Source organism: Pyrococcus sp., assembly GCF_030153625.1.
GTDB lineage: Archaea > Methanobacteriota_B > Thermococci > Thermococcales > Thermococcaceae > Pyrococcus > Pyrococcus furiosus.
Window position 1 is genome coordinate 1 of the sequence record NZ_JASKLM010000009.1, and the last position, 21,597, is coordinate 21,597.

Genomic DNA, 21,597 nt, shown 5'->3' on the forward strand with positions numbered 1-21,597 from the left:
CATAACAAGTATATATAGTTATTTGTGTAGGTAAGTGACGTCTATTGAAAGTATTCCATAAACAACTCTAGTGCATTGTTTTAATTGACTTAAATATGTAAACGAAAACCATTAATATGCAAGCTTTTTGACATATAAATGGTGAAAGCATGGTGAAAGTTCTTTTAGTAGGTGGGGGAGGTAGAGAGCACGCAATTGGTGAAGCCCTTGTAAAAGGAGGAGCAGAGCTCTATGTAGTTTCGAAACATAAAAACCCAGGACTTGCTAGAATCGCCAAAGACTATGGTTTAGCAAGGGAAACTGATGTAGAAAAAGTCGTTGAATTTGCAGAGAAATGGAAAGTTGACTTCGCATTCATAGGGCCAGAAGCTCCACTTGAAGCTGGAGTAGTTAACGCCCTAGAAGAAAGAGGAATTCCCGCCGTAGGGCCCACTAAAGAGGCCGCAAGGTTAGAGACTAATAAGGCTTGGGCAAGAGAGTTCATGGAGAGGAACAAAATCCCAGGGAGAAAATTGTTTAGAGTCTTTGACGATCCAAAGGAAATGAAAGAGTGGATTGATGAGTTTGGAAAGCCCGTCGTCGTGAAACCTCTCGGCCTTACAGGTGGAAAGGGAGTCAAGGTTGTTGGTTACCAACTCAAGGACAATGAAGAAGCCAAGGAATATGCCGAATATCTAATTAGAAAGGACGGAAAAGTACTTATTGAAGAGAGAACTGATGGTGTCGAATTCACATTTCAAGTGTTTAGCGATGGCAAAAAAGTAGTCCCAATGCCGTTAGCTCAAGACTATCCTCACGCCTACGAGGGGGACGTAGGGCCTATTACAGGTGGAATGGGAAGCTACTCCTGCTCAAATCACTTACTCCCATTCATAACTAAATCTGACTGGGAAAAAGCCCTAGAAACATTGCAAAAGACTGTAGAAGCTATGTATAAAGAGGGATATCCCTATAAGGGCATACTTTACGGTCAATTCATGCTCTCGAAGGACGGGCCCGTGATAATAGAGTACAATGCGAGGTTTGGAGATCCCGAAGCAATAAACGTTTTGTCAATTCTAGAGGATAATCTCGTTGAAATATCGGAAAGAATCATTGACGGCAATTTAAGAGATGTTAAGTTCTCAAATATGGCAACCGTTGTGAAGTACATAGCCCCCCAGGGATATCCAGAAAACCCAATTAAGGGAGTTAGAATCGAAGTAAACGAAGATAAAATAAGGGAAGAAGGGGCAAGACTAATTTTTGCTTCTATAGATGAGAACTACACCCTCCTGGGCTCTAGAGCATTGGCTGTAGTTGGAGTATCAGAAAACCTTGAAGAAGCTGAAAAGATCGCTCAATCAGCCATAAGGCATGTTAAAGGACCAATCTTCTATAGAAAAGATGTCGGAACAAGAGAAAGCATAGAAAAGAGAATAAAAATTATGAAATCTCTCAGAGGAGATTTTGATGTTAATTCTTGCTGAGGTGGAGGAAGATGATATCAAGAGAGCAAATACTGGAGGTTTTAGAGAAATATGACAAGGAAAAAATAACCATAGGAGTAATAGGAAGTCATTCAGCCCTTGACATAACTGATGGGGCAAAGGAAGAAGGCTTTCCAACCCTAGTAGTTGCCCAAAGGGGAAGGCACAAGACATATGAGAAGTATTTTAAGCTGAGGAAAACAAGAGACGGCTTGGTAAAGGGGTTCATCGATGAAGTCATAGTTCTGGAGAAGTTCTCACAGATTATAGACATTCAAGAAGAACTCAGAAAGAGAAATGTAATATTCATCCCCAATAGATCTTTCGTTGTTTATACTGGAATAGACAGAGTCGAAAACGAATTCCTGGTGCCAATGTTTGGAACAAGGTCACTCCTAAGGACGGAAGAGAGAAGTGAGGAGAAGAGCTACTATTGGTTACTAGAGAAAGCAAAACTACCTTATCCAGAAGAAGTTAAGCCCGAGGAGATTGATGAGGTTGGTCTAGTGATAGTAAAGCTCCCTCACGCAAAGAAAAGGCTTGAAAGAGGATTCTTCACGGCAGCAAGCTATAAAGAGTTCAAAGAAAAGTCAGAAAAGTTAATAAGGCTTGGTGTAATCACAAGAGAAGACCTAGAGAAAGCAAGAATAGAAAGGTACATAATTGGCCCAGTCTTCAACTTCGACTTCTTCTATTCCCCAATCGATGAGGAAATAGAACTTCTGGGAATTGATTGGCGTTTTGAGACAAGCTTGGATGGACACGTGAGACTTCCAGCAGCCCAGCAGTTAACTCTTCCAGAATGGCAATTTGAGCCAGAATACACGGTTTGCGGTCATGCTTCATCAACATTAAGGGAGAGTCTCCTTGAAAAGGTCTTTGACATGGCTGAGAAGTATGTAGAGGCTACTAAGAAGTACTATCCTCCAGGGATAATAGGCCCCTTCACCCTTCAGACTGCAGTTGATAAAGATCTGAACTTCTACATCTATGACGTAGCGCCAAGAACAGGTGGTGGAACGAACATACACATGGCCATGGGCCATCCCTATGGCAACTCCCTTTGGAGAAAACCAATGAGCACTGGAAGAAGAATAGCATTGGAGATAAAGAGGGCAATTGAGCTCGACGAATTGGAGAAGGTAGTCACTTGATCTTTTTCTCCTTTTTACCATATACTATATAAACCAATTTCTCGTAGAGTTTTGCATGAGAAGGTTCATTGCAGTAATCCTGCTAGGCCTTATAGGATCTCTTTTGATCTCCTCTGCAAAACCTATACTGATTAGTATAGAGACACCATCTTCTCCTCAGATTGGAATTAGCAAGTTACCTGGTCAAATAACACTAAACAAGCTGGATTTAAGAGAAAACTCTCTGAGAGAGAATTTTGAAAGAGTACTCCGAGAAGAGAATCCCATTGTAATGGAAGTAGAACAGGATGTGGGAGTTGTTGAATATCTAAGGCAAAACGTTTACACAGTATATGAGGAAGGTTCATGGAAGAGTGAAGGGAGAGAGTTTACGGAAGTCTCTGGAGCGGTTGTGATTCAATCTCCAAAAGTTCCCTATAAGGTATATTACGACAATGTAAACGTTGTTTTGAAATCCCCAATTTTGAGTGGGAATTTATTCACCGCCCTATACACAACAAAAGTTTCAATTCCTTCTCTATACAATCAGGAATACAATCTCTTTAGGCCGAAGTCGTATCCAGTCACCAGCTACTCCTTCACTGTTATCAAGTATGATATAGATGAGGAGGTTCTTAAAAATGCCCAGGTTGAGAGGATTGAAAAGTACCTTCAAGTGCCAATTCTAGAGGAAAGGGTCAAGGAGCTGGCCCTTAACATAACTAGAGGAATAGAGTCCCCATATGAGAAAGCAAAGGCCATAGAAAGGTTTCTAATGGAAAATTATAAATACGATTTAGATGCCCCAGAGGCTCCTCCTGGGATAGATCCAGTTGAATGGTTTCTCTTTTATTCTAAAAGAGGCGTTTGTCTTGACTTTAATACAGCATTCGTCATCCTCGCAAGACTTAATGGAATACCAGCAAGGCTTGTAGTTGGCTATCATATTGAACCTAAGCCAGGAAAACAAGAAGTAAGAATAATACAAGCTCATGCCTGGGCCGAAGTTTATTTTAAGGATATTGGATGGGTAATATTCGATGCTACACCTCCAATGTCACTAGAAGAAACTCCCACTCAAGAAACCCAATCAAATACAACTACACCAACCCCTACACCCGAAAAATGCTCTCTATATCCACTGACCTTAAGAATTTTAGAGGGAGAGGTTGGAGAAATTAAAATCATCGCAGAAAATGTTCCCACAATTACTTTGATATCTCCCAATTTAAGAACCGAAATTTCAAAAGACAAGATTATTGTTTATGGGGACAAACCTGGGAAATATACAATTCAGGCAAAGCTTGAATGTGGAAAAGTAAAAAAGGAGTTTAAGATTCCAGTCATTGTTGCGTATAAAACGGAAACTAAGATTACTAAATGGCCCTCTTCTGTAACTCCTGGGGAGAACTTTACAGTGGAAGGAACTGTAAAAACACTTTCGGGATTTCCAGTCCCAGAAGGAAAAGTTAGAATGGAAATAAGAAAGAACAAGAACTCCCCAGGGGTCGAAATTGGCGGTGGGGAGGTAGAAAATGGAAGGTTTAAAGCGGAATGTAAAGCCCCTCCAGAAATAGGAGAATACAACCTGGTAGCTGTTTACCTTGGAACGGAGCTTTATGGAAACTCAACAAGCGATCCAAAAATAAGGATAATAGATAAGGCAAAGATTTACGTAAATAAAACCTCAATTACTTTAGCTCGCCCAGTTAAAGTTGAGGGTTTCTTGGGAACTGTAGGAGGAGCAATTTTAAAGGGCGAGGAGATAAAGACATACATTGACGGGAACTTCTATGCCAGCGTGAAAACTGGAGAAAAAGGGGAATTCTCAGTATGGCTACCCACTTTAGACCCAGGAACCCATGAAATTTCTTTAGTATACGAGGGTAACGAATTTGTTAAAGGAGATAATATCTCTTGGAATTTAACGGTGGTCAAGGTTACCCTCTATTATCCCCCTCAGGTGTATGCAGGGGAGAAGTTTAAAGTTAATGGGACAGTCGAAGGGATAAAAGAAGGAATAATAGAGGTAAAAGGAGATTTTGGTTACCACACAATTAAACCTGGGAATTTTTCCTTATCTCTCCAAGCCGATGAGGACATGAACGGCGTTTATTCCTTTGAACTATTATATGAGGGTTTTAAAATTGGAAGGGGGAGAGTAGTAGTTCTCCAGCGGGTAGTTGCAAAAATCAGCGGGACGAGTATGGTAGTTAACAGAAGTAACGTTCTCATAATATCTCTTGCCTATGTGAATGGGACTCCTCTCGCAGACGTTCCCGTTACCGTAACACTATTCAACAAAACACTTACAAACAGGACGAACAAACAAGGAACTGCCTACTTCACTATAGTTCCCATATCCACAGGAAAGTTCTCAGGGTACGTAGTCTTTCCCAGTAGAAATGGATTTGAGATGGAAACATTCGAGGTGAAGGTCTACCGCTATCCCCTATACATTTATTTCGCTTTAGGTGCATCCCTTATTATTTTTGGGTTCTTGTTATATTCTATGGCCTCTCACTTCCTCCGACCAATAATTGAGTTTGATAGATACCCCCCTATATATTCCCAGGAAGAGGAGATGAAAATTAAAATCAGCAGACGGACAAAAGTTTTCATTAACGGAAAGCTTGTAGGCATAGGAAAAGAGTTTAAACTTAAACTATCCCCAGGGGAATACTCTATAAAGGCAGGAAAAATATTCTCAACAACAGAAACCATCAAGATACTAAAAAGCAGAGAAGAAGTAGCCATAAAACTCTTCGTGAAATGCTTAAATGGAAAAGAAACTAAAACACCAAGAGAGCTCTTTGGAGTGAACAAACTTGTAGAGATCTTCGAAAAGATTAGATATGGCCTTAAAAAAATCTCTGAGGGAGAATTTTACACCTTCATTAAGGAGGTTGGTGGAAAGTGCTCAAGGAGAGAGTAAAGGAAAGCATCCCCACACTTGCGTTTTACATAGTCCTAGGTGGCTTAGCGTACTACATAATCCCTAGAATAGAGATACTAAAAGATTTTACTATCAGCATTAGTGCCCTAATAGTCTTTGCAATACTAGGAGAGGTAGCCCAAATAATCTCAGGAAAAAGGTATGCAAAGTATCTTGCACTTGTATTTGGGATACAATTTTTCGTGTATTACCTCCCTATCACGTTATTTCCAAAGTTTGAGCTTTCACTTCTTTCCCTTGGAGTTGGACTTGCCTTAATTGCTCCCAAACTACCTGATTTTTTGAGCTTTCCAGTTAGAGGAGCAGGCATAGCAATAGTGTTTTACTCACTTATGGAGCTTTTGCCTCCCCTTTCAGAGGCATTCAAGATTGCATTACTCTTCGCAATACCTGCCTATATCCTTGCAAGCCTAGAAGAGCTCAAAATTCTTGGCGGAGATTTCTTCAGGAGAAACATTTTAGGCTTCATTCTTGTCGGCCTCCTCCTGGGAATTTATTACATTGAGATCCCTGGAGTTACAGAGTTCATCTCCTTCATAATTAAGCTCTCATCACTCTTTCTAGCCCTTGCAATTTCCGCTTATATTGCTCTTTCCCTCCCCTCAAAGAAATCGAAAGAAGAGGTTATTTTTGGAGAGCTCGAGCACGAGGTTGAGATTCTAACCTCTGGAGACGAGCTGCTTCAAAAAGCCGAAGAACTGGTAAAGGAGTTCGTTTTTAGGGAGGACAAACTTGGAATACTAGCCTATATAGCCCTAAATGCGGCAAAGGCGGGAATTAAAGAGGATACCCTTAAGGAGATTCTAAGGCCTATAGTTGAATACGAAAGAAGAAGATATTCAGCACTTGCTCCAAGATGGTGGATTAGGAAAATGGAAAAGAGAGAAATTGAAAGAAGAAAAAAGATTATAGAAGAAATTTTGAGGAGGATTGATAAGAATGTCAGCTAAACTGGAGAGAATAGTAGAGGAAATTAGCGTTGCCTTTGTAGGTCATGAAGATGTCGTTAGAAAAGTTTTAAGTGCTGCACTCGCTAACGGAAACGTACTCTTTGAAGATAACCCAGGGCTAGGAAAAACACTCTTAGCAAAGGCATTCGCCAAAGTCTTGGGATTGGAGTATAGGAGAGTTCAGTTCACACCAGACCTACTACCTTCGGATATCTTGGGTACAAAAGTTTGGAGACCAGAGAAGGGAACATTCGAAATAGTCAAAGGGCCAATATTTACAAATGTGTTGCTTGCTGATGAAATAAATAGGGCCCCACCAAAAACCCAGTCAGCGCTTCTAGAAGCAATGGAAGAAAGACAGGTGACAATAGAAGGAGAAACATTCGTCTTAGAAAGGCCATTCTTTGTAATAGCAACTCAAAACCCTCTTGAGTTCGAGGGGACTTATCCCCTTCCAGAGGCCCAGTTAGACAGATTTCTGGTTAGAATGAGCATTGGCTACCCAAAGAATGAAAGTGAAGAAGTGGAAATCCTAAAGGCAAGACTAAGATGGGGAAAAGATGACCCCACAACTGACCTAAAGCCTGCAATTACAAAGAGTGAATTTCTAAAAATGCAGGAAGACGTTGAGAGAAACGTCAAGATTCACGAGGACATACTTAAGTACATAGTTAGAATCGTGAGGACAATAAGAGAAGATGAGAGGGTTGAGGCAGGCCCAAGCCCGAGAGGTGGATTGGCCTTAATGAAGCTCGCAAAAGCAAATGCCTACGTGGAAGGAAGAGACTATGTAATTCCTGATGACGTAAAAGAGTTCGCAATTGAAGCACTAGCTCACAGAATCTTCCTAAAACCAGAATACTCGCTAGAAAAGGGGATAGAAATTGAGATTGTGAGAGAAGCTCTTGAGAGTGTCCCCGTTCCAAAAGATTTAAAGTACTGAGGAAGGGCCATGAGGGGGACAAACTTTTTCGGTTCGCTCTTCGTGGTGTTTATTTTACTCTCTCTGTTATTTGGAACGTCTCCTAACTTAGCCTTCTTTCCGTTAGTAGTGCTTATGCTGGGCTTAATTCTTGAACCTCCAAAAGATGTCACTGTTGAGAGAGAGATAGAGAAAACGAGGACTAGAGTCGGAGAGAGAATAAATGTAACACTTAAGGTTAAGGTTAGAAAGGGGATTGGAATCGTCCTTGTGAGAGATAACCCCCCAGCCTCCTTTAAAGTAGAAGGGAAGACATCGACAACAACTTTTGTTCACCCATTCAAGAGGAAATTTGAAATTTCCTACACCTTAGTCCCACTAAAAAGAGGAGAATTTGAGCTTCCTAAAGTAGAAGTGTTTTGCATTCATTTCCTTAAGTTTTATCCAATGAGCTATTTCCTTACCGGAGAGCCAATAAAAATAGCTGTTGTTCCTTCCCCAGGGATTGGGAGAGTCGTAAGGGCAAAGAAAGTCCTAACTAAAAAATCCCCAGTGATGCTATACTCCTTAACAGGAGCTTTAACAACTGACTTTAAAGAGATAAGAGAATATGTCTATGGAGATGCGTTTAAGTTTATTAACTGGAAGGCAACTGCAAGAACTGGAAAATTGTTGGTTAATGAATTTGAGAGGGAAGGAAAGAGAAGCATAATGATATTCCTAGATTCAAGAATGGAAAACCTCGGTTCTCACGTAGATAATCCCCTTGAGTACGCAGTTGATTTAGCGTATGCTCTTGCAACCTTTTATCTATCTAAAGGGAATAATGTGGGACTATACGTAATAGGTCAGGAAAAGCTAGTAACTCCCTCCTCTTCATCAGCTCATAGAGAGACGATACTTAAGGCTTTATTAGGAGCGGAGTACAAAGTTGAAGAAACAATAAATGAAGCATTTTCAAAGGCTTCCCAAGTTCTTATGAGGTATGCTCCCACAATAATCTTGATAACAAACGTTACAGAGGAAATCATAGAAGAGCTAAAGAAAATAAAGGGAAATGTAGTTTTAGTTGACATTTCACTCTACAAGAAGATAATGCCCAATGAGGGAATCCTAGTAAATTTAAAGAAGAAATCCTTGCATAGTGAGTTAAAGTTTCCAGCAATATTGTGGGATGTATCAAAGCACGACATTAGACAGGCATTCCTTAAGGTGGTGATGACCGCATGATGAAAATCGTCCGAGTTATTTTGACGTTGATAATATTTTACAAAATAATGGAGGCTGTCGAAAACGTTAGTGTACTCAAGGAATTAATTAGTTTAGGATTAGAATACTTGCAAATACCCTTAGCTCCAGAAACGTTCTTCCTTATAATTTTCGGGCTAATGACAATTGCATTTATATTCTCAGATTACTCTCTCCAATCTTTATCATTAACATACTTTTTCATGACAACTTTCATATGGCTTCTAAACAGCCCAGTAATGAAAGAGCTTTTCCCAAAATTTTCGGGCATCATATTGGGAATGATCCCACTTCATTATACATCTGAAGATGAATTCATCACAGTTGTTTTGCTCTCTCTCGCCTTTATTTCAGATACCTGGGGAAAATATGAAAGAATTAACCTAAACTGGAAAGATTTCACATTGGGATTCGGGTATTCTCTAGTTGTAGTGGGAGCTAGTGGTTTACTATTCTACTTTCTCAAGGATATGGCACTAAACTTTGAAATAAACATTCCAATTGCTCTTTTGTTGATAACTCTCTCATTATCCTTCTACATACTTTCCCAAGAAAAAACAAACAACGTTATTACAGTAGTTAGAGTGAAGGTTCCTTTAAAAACTGAGTTCAGAGTTGAGGGAAACAAAATAAGGATTATACCCATATCTGGACCAGAAGAAATTAAAATTAAGGAGTTCCAAGGAGAATACAAAGTATATCTAAACAACTTCCCCCTCAAAAAAATCCTTGAGAGTCAAAACAATGGAACGAGAATAATTGTATATTCAAATGAAAAAGTTCAGGAGGTGTAAAAATGAAAAAATTCATTTCCCTCATTGTATTATTTCTTCTGCTCCCCTTTGTACAGGCCTGGGAAGGAAAAATATGTGAAAATATAGAGTATCAAAAGAGCATCGAAGCAATTACAATTCAGAATTCTACAGTTTATGCTGCTTGCTCTTATAGGATGGTGGCTAATAGCTCAGGTCTAATAGGAATATACTACCTGGGAACTATTGGAGCATATAAGCTAGATGGAACAAAACTCTGGGAGATAGATTCTGGATTTGTAACGAAACTCGTTCCTTGGAAGGAAGAAATACTAGTGGGCAGTATGGGAGGGCTCTTAAAGCTAAACTCTTCGGGAAATTATACAGGAAGATTCCTCACAAAATATAAGCTCTATGACTTTACATTGGACGGAGATTATGCTTATCTAGCTACGGGTGACGTCTTCTCAGGAGAAAGTAAGGGAATAGTGTATAAGGTAAACCTTTCAACAATGGAAGAAGTATGGAGGGTGAATCTGACAGAAATGGCAAGCAGAGTTAGGGTTGGAGAAGTTATCTACGTAGGAACAGGGTATCCCTCGGGTTTTGTTGGTAAAGAGAAATTCGGCAGTGTCTATGGTATTTCCAAAGATGGTAAGCTATTGTGGAACGTATCTCTTGGAGAATGGGTGAGAGATATCGAAGTATGGAATGGAAAAGCAGTGGTGGGAACGGGATACGGAGAGAGTGGACATGTCTACATAATTGATTCCCAAGGGAGAGTAGTTGGAAACTTGACGCTATTTTTTGTTGAAGATATTTTAGTTTCTGGCAACGTGGCTTATGTCGCAGGGAATAGGAATGTGGTAACAATAGACCTTGATAAAAAAGAAATCTTATGGAAGGTTCAAATACCATACAGAGGAAAAGTACTCGGACTTATGGATGGAAGACTCCTCGTAGGTGCAGGCGAATTTAAAGAGAAAAATGGAACCATATACAGTGTGGGTAGCCTGTATGTTATTGAAAATGGAAAAATAAAAGGAGAAATGCCAGTTGGATATGTTAGGAGTATGGGAATTTCCCAAGATTACATTGCAATCGGGACTGGAAGTAATACATTTATAGTCCTTCACAAAGATGAAGTTTTGCCAAGTATATGTGGGGTAGGATTTTTCTTAGTGGCTTCACTACTGAGTATTGTTGGACTTAAGAAATTCTATAACACCTAGGAATTCTTCTACTCTTCTTCTTATTTCTCCCTCTAGATCTTCCACTCTTACCTGGGAAATTCCACGATCAGTGACTATAGCCACGTTATCCCCCACTATCCTCAAAATTCCTCTTTCAAGAGGAACACTATCAAGTAAGGAGGAATAAACAGAAACAGCGAGTTTTATTAAGTTTTCAATACTATAAACAAGGGGATTTCTACCAACCGTTACTAGAACTTCAAAGTTCTTCGGAAAAACAAACCTTATTCCTCTCCTTGGTGGATTGTAAAATGTCAGCAAAACCCCCTCAGTCTTTGTGAGGAATTCTAAGTTAAGCATAATCTCTCCAAGAGGTTTTAGTTTGAAAACTAGCCTTTTTCCAACAACTTCAAAGCTTCCCTTTCTGAAAAGGGGCCTTGGTGGAGGGTTGTATTTATGATAAGATAAGACTTCGACCCACACAAAAATATTTTCTTTAGCAACACTAATAAAGTTGTCTCATACATTAAGAAATGATGTTTGGGGAAATATCATTAAGAGATAACACAAAATTCAACTTTGGAGAAGTCAGTGTGGAAATTAAAAAAGACAACGAGTACTTTGTCTACACTAGGGAAGGTAAGAAGGTAATAATAGTTGGGGATAAGATTTCATTCCTTCCAGCCCCTGCAGTTGGATATGGAGTTAAGCTAATGATGGTAAGGCTCGAAACTCCACTATCCATTGCCCCTCATGAAAAGATTGAAGGCTTTCTAAGTGTTCCAATTGAAGTTTCTGTAAAAACTGGTAAAGTTGAGATCGATAGGTTTAACGTTGGAAGAGAAAAATATGCACTCTATGGCAGTTTAGAAAGTGGAGTTATTGCCAGGTATGCAAAGTCAATGATAAACAAGAAACCAGTGGGAATTGGAAATATAAAGGTAATAATTGAAAACAGAACTGAGGAATGGGGATTTGTTGAGAAAATCGTGTTTCCTCTTTTCGACACTATGTATTACTCAGAGGATAAGGCGTTCTATCCCTTAATTAACGTGATCATTGAGAAGGATTTAGAAGTCATTAATACAGGAAAACCCCCAATGGAAGGACTGAATGTCGTAGGAAGTGAGAGAAGTATAAGCTTTAGGATGAGGTGGTAGGCTATGAACATCCCCTGGGAAGGAATAATTAATGCATTGGTTGCAGTAGCCGTGGGGGTTATAATAAGTGGGCTAATATACAAGTGGATTTTATCCCTATCAAAGAGCACCAAGTACATATGGATATTCAATGAAGAAACTGCAAAGCTCGTGAGAAATTTCATAATAATAGGTTCTGTACTGTATGCACTTGATGCCCTTGGGATATTGGATATTGAAGTATTTGGAAGCAAACTCAGTTCCCTCATAACTGGGCTACTCTTGTTCTATGTAGCTTATCAAATAGGAAAGAGAGCACAAAAATACTTAGCAATAAAAGGAGGACCAGATGCTCAAATAAAGGCAAAGATATTTTTCTATGTCCTAGTTACTTTGGCATTCTTCTTGGCCTTAAACATCATGGGATTGACGGGTAGATTATCCACAATAATTGCAGCTGCGGGAATAACGGGTATAGTCCTCGGTTTCGCATCCCAAACTGTTGTTTCAAACTTCATCTCGGGAATATTCATGTACTTCGACAAACCTCTAAAGATAGGGGATCCCGTTGAAGTTGCTGGATATTCTGGAATCGTCCATGACATAAGAATTTTCTCCACTAGAATTAGAACCTGGGATGGATTACTTGTTAGAATACCAAACGAAAAGCTGTTTAACAGTGATATTAAGAATTTGATGAAATATCCAGCTAGAAGAGTTGATATAGTTGTTGGAATAGCTTACAAAGAAGATGCTCAAAAAGCCATAGAAGTCATTAAAAGAGTCTTAGATGAAATGCCTTACGTGTTAGCTGAACCAGAGCCTATGGTTTTTGTTGACAATCTGGGGGATAGCAGCGTTAACATAGCTGTCAGAGCTTGGGCACCGACTCAAAAATGGTTTGACGTTAGAACTCAGATAGTACAGAAAATAAAAGAAGCCCTGGACAGAGAAGGAATCGAAATCCCGTTCCCACAGAGGGTAAATTGGTTCGCCGAAGAACTTAGAGTGAAGCTTGAAAAAGATTAATTCTTTACCCTCACAATTCCTCTATCCAATACAATTTTTCCCTGAGTATAAACGTATCTCACAACGACACTTCCATTTAAATTATTTGGAAGCTCAAACTCTTGCATGTTCTTTACTGAATACCATTTCTTGAAGACTAAAGTTCCATTGTCTAAATACCCATATAACCCCAATCCTGTCCCGTTCCCAGTTAAGATAAACTTATTTCCCCTAAAAACCACGTTTGGATGAACAAACCTAAATACTTTTACAAATCCACCATCAGAATAAACAAGCTCGTAATTTTCTCCTGTCCTCTGGGTGAACAGTCTGAGCAAATTAGTCTCCCAAGCTTTTTCATTCGCAAGGATAGCGTAGCCATAATCAAGATTTACATATACATATACCCCACTCCTGGCAGGATATTTCAGATTTTTTATTCTTCCATTACTTTCAATTATAGCCTCCCTCGGATACACAACCTTTCCACTTAAAATGACCCTAATATTTCCCTCTTTCACAATTAGGGTAGAATATTGAGAATCAAATCTTAAAATGCTCCCTGTGCTTTCCGTTAACTTTAAGAAATCAACTCCATAGTCGGCCCTGCTAATATTCTCCCATTTTCGGGAGAGCTTTGCCGTATCGACTATCGCCTCAAACTTTAGGATATCATAGAGGGACACTATCACATAATCCACTCCCAAACTCTGCGCCCACCCATTATCAACTAATCCAAGATAGTATCCAGCAACCCCAGAATTTGGACTTCCCTGGGCTACAGGACTTCTTCTTGCATAATAAGTCACGAAGTGTCCCCAATCCCACCAAGTCAACACGATATCGTTTTCATTTGAATTTTCCCTTATGAATATCAAAGCTTTCTCCCAGTTTTCATTCATAAACGGTTTTACGCTGTAGACTTCTCCAAGAGAAAATGCCGAAGATAGCAAAATTACAACTCCCAAAGAGGTTATTCTAATTTTGTTCTCCTTTATACGCCTTGTTAGCTCGTAAACTCCAATCCCAGAAAGGAACGCAACTGCTGGTGCTGCAGTGAAGAGGAACCTTGTCCAGTACCTTAGCATCCAAAGCGAAGTAATAACGTACCCTAATAAAATTGCATCTCCACTCCTAATTTTTCTTAGTCTCAAAATGTAAAGAGCAGCAAGAAAAATTGCAATATTGTATGCTCTCCATAGATCATCCAAAGTGGGAGGGAGCGTTTCAGAAATTGGAACTTCCCTAAATGTGCCAAAGCCTGTTGATAAGTCCTTTAATGCTGGAAACTTGACTAGCATAACTATAAACGCCAAAATTGATCCTCCAACCAATACCCCCACCTTAATTTTTGGATTTAATTTCTTTGTAATGATCAAAAATCCCAGAAAGACTAAAGAGAGAGGGAGGAGATACTTTACGTGAATTAACAAATATGCATCTTTTATGAAGCCAAACTCCAAACCAAAGGTCTCGGCAACCTTCTTTCCCATCCAATCCGTATATCCTAACATCCCGTATCCAACTTTATCCCCCAAGATGTTAGCTATTAGGACCCCAAGACCGGTAGATAGAACTATTAAAATTGAATCAAGGAATAGCTTTGGACTTTTAAGGTATGCATAAACTCCAAGGAGCAGGCCACCTGCAAGTACGAAAACAAAAATTGGATAATAAGCCTGCCAGAATGCTGAAGCAAACCCTGTTGCTATCCCAGGGAGCAAGTAAAATAAGTATCTATACTTACTTCTTGTTTTTAATCCCAGGGCAATCCCCAATAAAGCCACTGAATACCAGAAAAGCATGTAATTATCTCCCCTATAATAGTTCGCCATCGATCTGAAAATATGCCCATAGTTCACACCAAGAAATAGACCAACTATAAAGGCCACGTCTCTGTTGTAGAGTTTTTTAAGGCTTAAATAGAAGAACACAACAGTTAGAACTCCAAATATGACTGGAGTTACCCTAAAAGCCGTATAAAGCGAAATTCCCAGGAAGCTGAAGAGTTTGTAAATGTAGGCAGGAGTCGCCCACAATCCTAAGGGGTGAAACAGCCTAACTTGTAATCCCCAGGGACCTCCAGCATAGGTAAAGAAGTTGAACCATTCTCCAGCCTTGAGAGCCTCTTCAATGTAAGCCAGATGAAAGTAAGGATCAGAACCGACTAGATATTTAAGCCTAAAAGGTATCATCCTAAAAAGGGTGGCAATTGCAACAATAACCATCAACCTTTTATCAATCTTCATCCACTCAACACCTCATAGACCTTTTTTAGAACAATTATGACAAAGGCCACCAGAAGAATCTCAATTAGAGGCTTCATATTTTCTTTTTGCTCTTTGGATAGAAAAAGAGAACCAATTTCTAAGGCAATGAGAAGACCGATTAGTGAGAGAGTTAAGAATACATCGATGCTTTTACTCATTACTGCCGAAAGTACTATCCATGAGGAAGAAAAAAGCAATATAATGTCCTCAACATCCATTTTTAACACCCTACAAAGCACCTTTCACCTTTCCTAACCTCTTAGCGGTAATTTTGATGTCCTTATTTTTATGAATTGAGACCTCCTCCACATATATAACTTCTCCTGTGGCCTTAGCGAGTCCTAGCAATATGGACGAGCACACTGGACATGCAACTTTGGGGCAGTCTTCAATGTTTCTCTTGCAGAATGAAATATTTGTTGGGGAGACATGTACAGTAATTTTCTCTCCTTCTTCCTCAATATAAACTCTATCTGCTAACCCTAGAGATTTAAGAACTGAAGATGCCACACTTTCGACTCCAGCCACTCCAATACCACTTAATTCCCCTTCCAAGTGCTCTTCAAATTTTCTAATGAGATAGTATCCAGGCGGTCTGATTACTAATCCCATCTGTCTTTCGTTAGCTGTTGATGTTAGGAACACTTCATCTTCATGTAATCTTCCCAAATCTAAGTCAAAATCCTCTCTCAAAGGTATAAAAATTCCACCCCTTGGCATATTTATATAAGGAGGAATATAGAGGGCATTTCCTTCAAGCCCTAAATCCCTAACAATTTCCCTAAGGATTAAGTGATAAGAGGAAAGAACCGTGTCTAAGGTATCTTTTTTAATGTAGTCACTAGACTTTAGAGCCAAAATTGTGCTTCCGATTAATATTCCAGCTAATCCAATATTTATAATCTGGACATTTCCCGCAAATACTCCAGCTAGAGATGTAAGAATTCCAGTTGTTATGGCAACTATTCCACCTGCTATTTGTGGCTTTAGTAGATTCATCGGAAAATAGCGAACCGTTAACTTTAATAAATCTTTCTTATTGCTTTTGATACGGTGAATATGAAAAAAGCTTTAGTAATCTTGGTAGTTTTAATAACAATGATATCTCCAATATTCGCCGTTGAGAGACAGCTAGAATATGAAAAGGCTAGAGAAAATGATGAAGGTGCTTACATTTTTTTCTCTTCTCTCCTACAATTATCCAGGGATGTTTTAGAGAATTTAACTAAGGAAAACTTTAGGATATTTGATGAAATAGTAAACAGGACAATAGAGGAGTCTTCCTATTATGAAAGCCAAGGAATTAAAACAAAGATGCCCTATTTCCTGCCACCATTTATAACTCTCAGAAATGGAATTAGCAAAATAGTAGAGGGAAATACGGTATTCATAACATGGTTCGAAGATCTAAAGTCCTCAAAAAGTTATGTTGCTTATACAAAGGCAAAATCTGGAATAGAGTTAATGAAAGTTGGCGTTGAAGAAACAGAATATAGCTTAGAAGAGATAGGAAAATTAGAATTTATAGGAGAGAATGGGGATGTTAAGAAGTTGGATATAGAAGATGTTAGGGAAGAACTTGAAAGAATAAACAGCCTGATCACCATTTATGAGAAAGCATTAGAAAAATACAGAGCCAAAGAGGGATTTATAATAAGAGCCAATGAGGGATTTATAATAACTGCCACAGACTTAAATCCGTTTGTTTTAGAAGAGGTAATTATCCTTGGTAACAATCCAGGTCTGAAAAATGTCTATTTAAACATTAGCGGGGTTATTATTCCAATAAACAAAACAGGAGAATTCTCAGTAGTTTATAAATTCTCTAAACTTGGAATTTACACTGCCTATGCTTCAGGGCAAAATGGAACTTCTATAGTCAAGTCTAACATGTTAGTATTTAACGTAACGAAGATGCCAACAAATATCTTAGTTCCTGAAAAAGTTTACTCGCATATTTATAATGTTATAGAGATTTCTGGCATTTTAGTAGATTATTTTGGGAATCCAATTCCAAATCAGAGTATATCCATTTTTCCGTTAAATGTAACTCTCAAAACTAACAAACTCGGCAAATTTTCATTCAATATCACTTCTAACTATCCAAAAGCGCTAGAAATAACAATTGTGTACCCCGGCAATGAAATTTATAAGGGATGTAATTCAAGCGTTAGAGCAATATTCACGAGAATTCCAGTCAATATAAGAATTTCTGGAGAAGAAAGAGTCAAAAAAGGCGAAATTTACACAGTTAGAATAAATTCCACAGCAAAAGTTGAACCCCTATATGTTTACGTTGACAAAAATTTAACGGCTGTAATTCCCTTTACCAGAGAATTCAACTTAACAATTAACTCTCCAGGTAGGCACGAGATTTACGTATTTTTCCCAGGAAATGAAATCTATACCCCTGCTAGATCAAATACCTTGGTAGTTGAGGTATACACACTCCCAGTCATTGAGATACTAGGAATTTTAGGGATAGTAATTACAGCTGTATTTCTCCTCCGATTTTCAAGAACACAAGGAACCAAGTTCGGGATTCCCATAAAACCTGAACTTTTGACCCAGGAAGACCATGAAACCAAACAAATTTCAGTTAGGGAAGCCTATAGGGAAGTCTATCATTCCCTAATTACAGAGTACAATCTTAAGCCAAGTCTAACTCCTAGAGAGCTCTATAGCATTCTTTCCAATGAACCATTTTCAAGGTATCTAAAAGAATTAACTGCAATTCATGAAGTCCACGTATATGGTATGATGGAACTAACAAGAGCTATTATAGGTAAGTTCTTTAGGGCTTTGTCAAACTTTATAGTTACTAAAGTCCTAGGTGGTGAATTATGAGGAGAGCCATATACTTCTCGCTTATCGCAATTGGAATATTCTTCATGATATCCCCCTTAACGGTCCCTCTATTTACAAATACGACTCCATTTAGCATTTTCAATCCTTCTCCAATGGGAGCATCCTCCTTTGCAAAAGTCTTATTCCAGGGGGGTGAAATATATCCCATTTTAATTTCATTTAATTCCTTTGAGTTGGGCAAGAGAGAGGGAACATTAATAATTTTAGGGCCAGACTTAAGCTATTCAAGCCAAGAAATTGAAGAGATAAAAGAATTCCTCGAAAATGGGGGAATTCTTATCCTTATAGACGATTTTGGAACTGGAAACGAGATTTTAGAAGGCCTAAACTTATCTGTTAGATTTGCCAAAACTCAGCCAATAGACGTTTTCTATTCAAAAAATTACAATTTTCCAGTTGTGGTTAGAATTAACGATGAGAACCTAGAAAATGTTGAGATGATAATCTTAAACGTTCCTTCAGTAATAACCTGGTCAAACGGAAGCATAGTTACGAGTAAAATCACAATGCTCGGGAGAAGCTTTCGTCAGTATTCCATCATGGCAACTTTAGATTACGGAAAGGGAAAAATAGTCCTGTTTTCAGACCCAAGTGTTTTCACAAACGAAATGTTCAAATATAATTCCAAGTTTATAGAAAGCTTTGTTGAGGCATATGTGGAGTATCCGGCATATATTGATGAAGCTCATCACTCAGGATTTAATATTGTTCAGACAGGAACCGTTACAATTAGAAGGGAGGTAAACAAACAGTTAGCTTTCTTAGTAATCTCTACGGTAACTCTTATTGCCCTATTTATAGAAAGTGGAATGGCAACAAAAACTATTAAGCTTGGACTAAAATTAATGAATAAGATCCTTAACAGAATCTTTGGAGAGGAAAAAACAACAATTGATGACATTATTGAGGAGCTCAAAAAGGAAGGGTACGATGAAAGAATACTTAAAAAGATTATTAGAGGAATAGAAAAATCAAGGAGGCTTGGTGAGAGTGGTATCAGGGGAAAAATTCCTTCTAAAGCTCAAAAAAGAAATTCATAAAGCTGTCGTTGGAAAAGATGAAGTTATAGAGCTTCTAGCTGTAGCTCTGCTTGCAGAGGGCCACGTACTAATCGAAGGACTACCTGGAGTAGCTAAAACCACAATAGCTAAGAGTTTTGCCCAGGCTTTGGGGCTAAAATTTTCAAGAATACAATTAACTCCAGACCTTCTCCCTGCAGATATTCTCGGGACCGTATATTATGACCAAGTTGATGGAAATTGGAAAATAAAGAAGGGACCAATATTTGCAAATGTGGTTTTAGCAGATGAAATCAACAGAGCTCAACCAAAGACTCAATCAGCTTTACTAGAGGCCATGCAAGAGAGACAAGTTACTATAGAGGGAAAAACATTTTCTTTGGAAAGACCTTTCCTGGTAATTGCCACTAGAAATCCACTTGAATTTGAAGGAGTTTACAACCTTCCTGAGGCCCAAATAGACAGATTTCTTCTTGAAATCAAAGTAGGATACCCAAGTATTGAGGAAGAATTGGAGATGCTTAAAAGGAAAGATAAAGGAGAGTTCTATGAAGTCAAAACTATATTCTCAAAATCTGAAATCCTTGAGGCGATTGAAACTGTAAAAAGAGTTAGGACAAGTGAAGAAGTTCTCAAATATCTCCACTCAATAATTGTCGAGACCAGAAAGGATGAAAGACTTTTAGTAGGAGCTTCACCTAGAGCAGCTGAACACCTATTGTACGCAGCAAAGGCGAAGGCCTTTCTAGAAGGAAGAGACTACGTTATTCCCGATGATGTGAAGTCAATGGCGATTCCAGTTCTCGCTCACAGGCTTATAGTCAAGCCTGAATATGAAATAGAGGGGATTAAAGGAGATACAGTAATCAAGGAAATTTTAGATAAGGTTGAGGTGCCCATATGAAGAGAGAGGACATTCTCGTTACACTTTCTCTTCTTGGAGCACTTCATGGATTTCTTACTGGAAGCTTATTTGGCCCTCTTTTTGGAGCTGGGATTATAGCCTATATAAAACTCGCTCATTTTTCCTTTTCTCCTAAAATTTCATTTGAAATTGAAGGGCCCGGGGAGCTTGAAGAAGGAAAACAGTATGACTTCCTAATAAAAATAAGAAATAATGGAAGTCCTACAATAATTAAACCAATTGTCAAGGTTCCCTTTGAAGTTAAAGTGGAGGGTTTGAAAGAAGTTCCAATAAAGAGAGGAGGGTTTATTAAGCTAAAAGTAACCCCACTACTCAAGGGCTCCTATAATATTGGGGTTTCCCTCCTAGTTCAAGATCTATATGGGCTTTTGAATTTTGAAACCGAAGAAGCCTCGATGAACATTGGCGTAGTTCCTTCTGTGGATTCAATTAAGGAGGGTGTGAAAGAGGCCAGAAATGTTAGGCTAAAGGAGTCTTACAAAAGAGCTCTTATTGGATCTGAAACCGTTGACTTTTATGGGCTAAGGGAGTATTATCCTGGAGATGACATAAGAAGAATAGACTGGAAGGCAAGTTCTAGAATTAGGAAACTAATTATAAGAGAATTTTTGAAGGAAAGAGACAGTGATGTCTACATTGTATTAGATGAAACAAGAGAAATGAGAAAAGGCAAGATTGACTATGGCTCATCTCTCGCCCTTTACCTCACTGGACTCCTTGTAAAGGCGGGATATAGAGTGGGGCTTATAAGGTATTGGGAAGGAGGATACAAGGTTATTGAACCTGGAAAGGGAGTTGCCCATCTAGAGAAGATAAGAAGTGATCTAAAAGTCAGAAGGGAACGTGGTATCTCTAGTTTAAAAGCTAGTCTATCTTCATTCTCAGAAAAAGGAAGAAAGTTTCTAAGAAAAGTTTTTCCGAAAAAAGTAGGGATTGCAGAAGCTTTACTTTCAATAAAAAGTCCTTCCTATCTGCTTATAATCACAGACTTAATGAGCAACACATCTTTACTATATTCTTTGGTTGTTATGCTAAAGAAAAAACACAAAATTATTATCTTCTCACCAAATCCCGTCCTATTCTACCCATATGAGGTAGACAAAGAAGTTTTAAAAATGCTTTATGAAAGTTATAAGGAGAGAGAGCTAATGCTTAGGAAGTTTTCTACCATTGTTCCAGTTATAGATCTTGAACCTTACGATTATGAGGAAGTGCTGAGGGGATTAGAATGATAGGAGTCATAACTTCTTTAACTGGAGGGGCAATATTAAGAAATCCAGCCGTACTCCTAATTCCACTGATTTATTTAGTCGGAAGAAGAAGTAGGGATCTTACTTATTTGCTATTTGTCATGTACACCATTATAACGTTTCAGTTTGTGGAAGTCAAAGAGCTTATCTCATATGAAACAATAAAAACAACATTGATGGCCATAATTCCTTCTCTATTGGCCTTAAAAGAGAGCATTGAGGGAAAAAAGTTACAAAAGACAGATCTATACTACTTACCTTTATTCTTCCTGGGAGTACTTAGAGACTACTTTTATTATTTGGGATTAATTATAGCGGGCTTACTTCATATAGAGAATTTCCATAGTATTTTAATACCCGCTGCAGTCTTCAGCTTAATAATTTCCCCTGCCCTAGTTGGGGAACTTATTGAGCTTCCTGGGGAATATATTTCCATAATAATGGCCGGCTCTTTGTTAGTTATATATCTTGTATTTCAACCAACAAGGAGGTAAG

The 21,597-nt window shown here is 38.6% G+C and carries 19 protein-coding genes; 15 read left to right on the forward strand and 4 right to left on the reverse strand.

Annotated features, from left to right (window positions below; all coding sequences use genetic code 11):
* Positions 1–152: 152 nt before the first annotated feature.
* From purD to PWP39_RS02490, 8 genes are read left to right on the forward strand one after another with little or no spacing between them, the layout of a single operon-like run.
* The gene (gene purD / locus PWP39_RS02455; protein WP_014835140.1) at positions 153–1,469 is read left to right on the forward strand and encodes a phosphoribosylamine--glycine ligase; all 1,317 of its coding nucleotides are present in this window, start codon (positions 153–155) and stop codon (positions 1,467–1,469) included.
* Between the two features lie 11 nt (positions 1,470–1,480).
* On the forward strand, positions 1,481–2,623 hold the full coding sequence (locus PWP39_RS02460) for a formate--phosphoribosylaminoimidazolecarboxamide ligase family protein (protein WP_011011535.1): 1,143 nt from the start codon (positions 1,481–1,483) through the stop codon (positions 2,621–2,623).
* A 55-nt stretch (positions 2,624–2,678) separates the two neighbouring features.
* Positions 2,679–5,537 (forward strand): transglutaminase domain-containing protein, encoded by a 2,859-nt coding sequence (locus tag PWP39_RS02465; protein WP_288072370.1) that lies wholly within the window; start codon positions 2,679–2,681, stop codon positions 5,535–5,537.
* Complete coding sequence (locus tag PWP39_RS02470) at positions 5,519–6,508, forward strand: hypothetical protein (protein WP_288072373.1); 990 nt, start codon at positions 5,519–5,521, stop codon at positions 6,506–6,508. The genes PWP39_RS02465 and PWP39_RS02470 overlap by 19 nt, the downstream gene beginning before the upstream one ends.
* Positions 6,498–7,451, forward strand: a complete 954-nt coding sequence (locus tag PWP39_RS02475; protein ID WP_011011532.1) for an AAA family ATPase — start codon at positions 6,498–6,500, stop codon at positions 7,449–7,451. Before PWP39_RS02470 ends, PWP39_RS02475 begins: the two co-directional genes overlap by 11 nt.
* A 9-nt stretch (positions 7,452–7,460) precedes the next feature.
* Complete coding sequence (locus PWP39_RS02480; protein ID WP_011011531.1) at positions 7,461–8,660, forward strand: DUF58 domain-containing protein; 1,200 nt, start codon at positions 7,461–7,463, stop codon at positions 8,658–8,660.
* Positions 8,660–9,472 (forward strand): hypothetical protein, encoded by an 813-nt coding sequence (locus PWP39_RS02485; RefSeq protein ID WP_237718481.1) that lies wholly within the window; start codon positions 8,660–8,662, stop codon positions 9,470–9,472. The genes PWP39_RS02480 and PWP39_RS02485 overlap by 1 nt, the downstream gene beginning before the upstream one ends.
* A gap of 2 nt (positions 9,473–9,474) precedes the next feature.
* Positions 9,475–10,662, forward strand: coding sequence for an outer membrane protein assembly factor BamB family protein (locus tag PWP39_RS02490; protein ID WP_011011529.1), 1,188 nt, complete (start codon positions 9,475–9,477; stop codon positions 10,660–10,662).
* Here PWP39_RS02490 and PWP39_RS02495 read toward each other — a convergent pair.
* Positions 10,621–11,106 (reverse strand): hypothetical protein, encoded by a 486-nt coding sequence (locus PWP39_RS02495; protein ID WP_011011528.1) that lies wholly within the window; start codon positions 11,104–11,106, stop codon positions 10,621–10,623. The genes PWP39_RS02490 and PWP39_RS02495 overlap by 42 nt on opposite strands.
* Positions 11,107–11,159: 53 nt before the next feature.
* Between PWP39_RS02495 and PWP39_RS02500 the strand changes: the two genes are divergently transcribed.
* Both PWP39_RS02500 and PWP39_RS02505 read left to right on the forward strand, forming a co-directional pair.
* Positions 11,160–11,783, forward strand: a complete 624-nt coding sequence (locus tag PWP39_RS02500) for a DUF432 domain-containing protein (RefSeq protein ID WP_014835139.1) — start codon at positions 11,160–11,162, stop codon at positions 11,781–11,783.
* A gap of 3 nt (positions 11,784–11,786) precedes the next feature.
* Positions 11,787–12,791, forward strand: a complete 1,005-nt coding sequence (locus tag PWP39_RS02505; RefSeq protein ID WP_011011526.1) for a mechanosensitive ion channel family protein — start codon at positions 11,787–11,789, stop codon at positions 12,789–12,791.
* On the opposite strand, the gene PWP39_RS02510 is transcribed toward PWP39_RS02505, so the two are convergent.
* From PWP39_RS02510 to PWP39_RS02520, 3 genes are read right to left on the reverse strand one after another with little or no spacing between them, the layout of a single operon-like run.
* Entirely contained in the window at positions 12,788–15,019 is a 2,232-nt protein-coding gene (locus PWP39_RS02510; RefSeq protein ID WP_011011525.1) for an STT3 domain-containing protein, read from the reverse strand. The two genes, PWP39_RS02505 and PWP39_RS02510, sit on opposite strands and share 4 nt — an antisense overlap.
* Positions 15,016–15,258, reverse strand: coding sequence for a DUF8044 family membrane protein (locus PWP39_RS02515; protein WP_014835138.1), 243 nt, complete (start codon positions 15,256–15,258; stop codon positions 15,016–15,018). The genes PWP39_RS02510 and PWP39_RS02515 overlap by 4 nt, the downstream gene beginning before the upstream one ends.
* Positions 15,259–15,268: 10 nt before the next feature.
* On the reverse strand, positions 15,269–16,039 hold the full coding sequence (locus PWP39_RS02520) for a DUF7982 domain-containing protein (RefSeq protein ID WP_011011523.1): 771 nt from the start codon (positions 16,037–16,039) through the stop codon (positions 15,269–15,271).
* A 99-nt stretch (positions 16,040–16,138) separates the two neighbouring features.
* Here PWP39_RS02520 and PWP39_RS02525 point away from each other — a divergent pair, with 99 nt between their 5' ends.
* From PWP39_RS02525 to PWP39_RS02545, 5 genes are read left to right on the forward strand one after another with little or no spacing between them, the layout of a single operon-like run.
* The gene (locus PWP39_RS02525; protein WP_288072382.1) at positions 16,139–17,887 is read left to right on the forward strand and encodes an Ig-like domain-containing protein; all 1,749 of its coding nucleotides are present in this window, start codon (positions 16,139–16,141) and stop codon (positions 17,885–17,887) included.
* Complete coding sequence (locus PWP39_RS02530; protein WP_011011519.1) at positions 17,884–18,948, forward strand: DUF4350 domain-containing protein; 1,065 nt, start codon at positions 17,884–17,886, stop codon at positions 18,946–18,948. Before PWP39_RS02525 ends, PWP39_RS02530 begins: the two co-directional genes overlap by 4 nt.
* The gene (locus PWP39_RS02535) at positions 18,899–19,831 is read left to right on the forward strand and encodes an AAA family ATPase (RefSeq protein WP_011011518.1); all 933 of its coding nucleotides are present in this window, start codon (positions 18,899–18,901) and stop codon (positions 19,829–19,831) included. The genes PWP39_RS02530 and PWP39_RS02535 overlap by 50 nt, the downstream gene beginning before the upstream one ends.
* The gene (locus PWP39_RS02540; protein WP_011011517.1) at positions 19,828–21,084 is read left to right on the forward strand and encodes a DUF58 domain-containing protein; all 1,257 of its coding nucleotides are present in this window, start codon (positions 19,828–19,830) and stop codon (positions 21,082–21,084) included. The genes PWP39_RS02535 and PWP39_RS02540 overlap by 4 nt, the downstream gene beginning before the upstream one ends.
* The gene (locus PWP39_RS02545) at positions 21,081–21,596 is read left to right on the forward strand and encodes a hypothetical protein (protein ID WP_011011516.1); all 516 of its coding nucleotides are present in this window, start codon (positions 21,081–21,083) and stop codon (positions 21,594–21,596) included. Before PWP39_RS02540 ends, PWP39_RS02545 begins: the two co-directional genes overlap by 4 nt.
* The last annotated feature ends 1 nt before the right edge of the window (position 21,597 follow it).